1 protein-coding gene is annotated in these 351 nt (G+C 68.4%); it reads right to left on the reverse strand.

Features of this window, described 5'->3' with window-relative positions; all coding sequences use genetic code 11:
• Positions 1-351: YhjD/YihY/BrkB family envelope integrity protein (locus SB719_RS19245; protein WP_412159616.1), on the reverse strand; the 351-nt coding region annotated here is incomplete at both ends.

Below are 351 nucleotides of genomic sequence, written 5' to 3' on the forward strand. Positions count from 1 at the left end.
TGCCGACGTAGAACGCGAACAGTGCCGACGCGATGCCGAGCACGATGATCGCCGCGATGGACCCGGGGGTCAGCCAGCGCACCCGGGGATGCTTGATGTTCGGTGTAGCCGCGTAGAGCACCGCGACGAGCAGGATGATGACGACGACCACGATGGGCCAGCGGATGATGGACCAGGCCACCTGGAAGGCGTCGCTGAGCCCGATCAGTCCGCCCAGGAATTCGGCCACCGGCCCGGAGATCACCAGCAGCAGCGCGAGCAGCGACAGCAGCACGAGCGCCAGCAGGGTCACGCCGAGCTGCACCGGCCGGAGGGCGATGAACGTCCGGCCCTCCTGCACCCCGTACACGC

This window comes from Pantoea sp. SIMBA_079 (assembly GCF_046940275.1).
Lineage (GTDB): Bacteria > Pseudomonadota > Gammaproteobacteria > Enterobacterales > Enterobacteriaceae > Pantoea > Pantoea borealis.